This is a genomic window from Streptomyces sp. AC627_RSS907 (genome assembly GCF_019049165.1).
Map to the genome: position 1 here is coordinate 1 of NZ_JAGMUE010001202.1, position 696 is coordinate 696.

The 696-nt window shown below is 70.1% G+C and carries 1 protein-coding gene; it reads right to left on the reverse strand.

What is annotated here, in order from left to right; genetic code table 11:
* The coding region (locus KUM32_RS41065) for a zinc-binding dehydrogenase (RefSeq protein ID WP_217146749.1) at window positions 1-696 on the reverse strand (696 nt) is incomplete at both ends.

The window sequence follows — 696 nt, forward strand, 5'->3', positions numbered from 1 at the left end:
GACGTAGACGGAGGCGCCGAACGTCTCGCGCCCCGGGTGCTCGAAGACGATGTCCACGTCCTCGCCGTCGGTCAGCTCGCGGATGCGCTTGCCGAACCGCTTCCACTCGCGCGGGTCCTGGGCGTGCTCGTCCTTCCAGAACCGGTAGCCCTCCGCGTTCCGGTCGATGATCGCCTCGGCGCCCATCGCACGGCAGATGTCGGCCTTCTGGTCGCTGGAGACCACGCAGATCGGGTTGGCGCCACCGGCGAGCGCGAACTGCGTGGCGTACGAGCCGAGGCCGCCGCTGGCGCCCCAGATCAGCACGTTGTCGCCCTGCTTCATGCCGGCCCCGTTGCGGGAGACCAACTGCCGGTAGGCGGTGGAGTTCACCAGGCCCGGCGACGCGGCCTCCTCCCAACTGAGGTGGCCCGGCTTCGGCATGAGCTGGTTGGACTTGACCAGGGCGATCTCGGCCAGGCCGCCGAAGTTGGTCTCGAAGCCCCAGATCCGCTGCTCGGGGTCGAGCATCGTGTCGTCGTGGCCGTCGGCCGACTCCAGCTCGACCGACAGGCAGTGCGCGACCACCTCGTCGCCCGGCTGCCACGCGTTGACGCCGGGGCCGGTGCGCAGCACGACGCCCGCCAGGTCGGAGCCGATCACGTGGTACGGCAGGTCTTGTTGCTTGGCCAGCGGCGAGAGCTTGCCGTAGCGCTC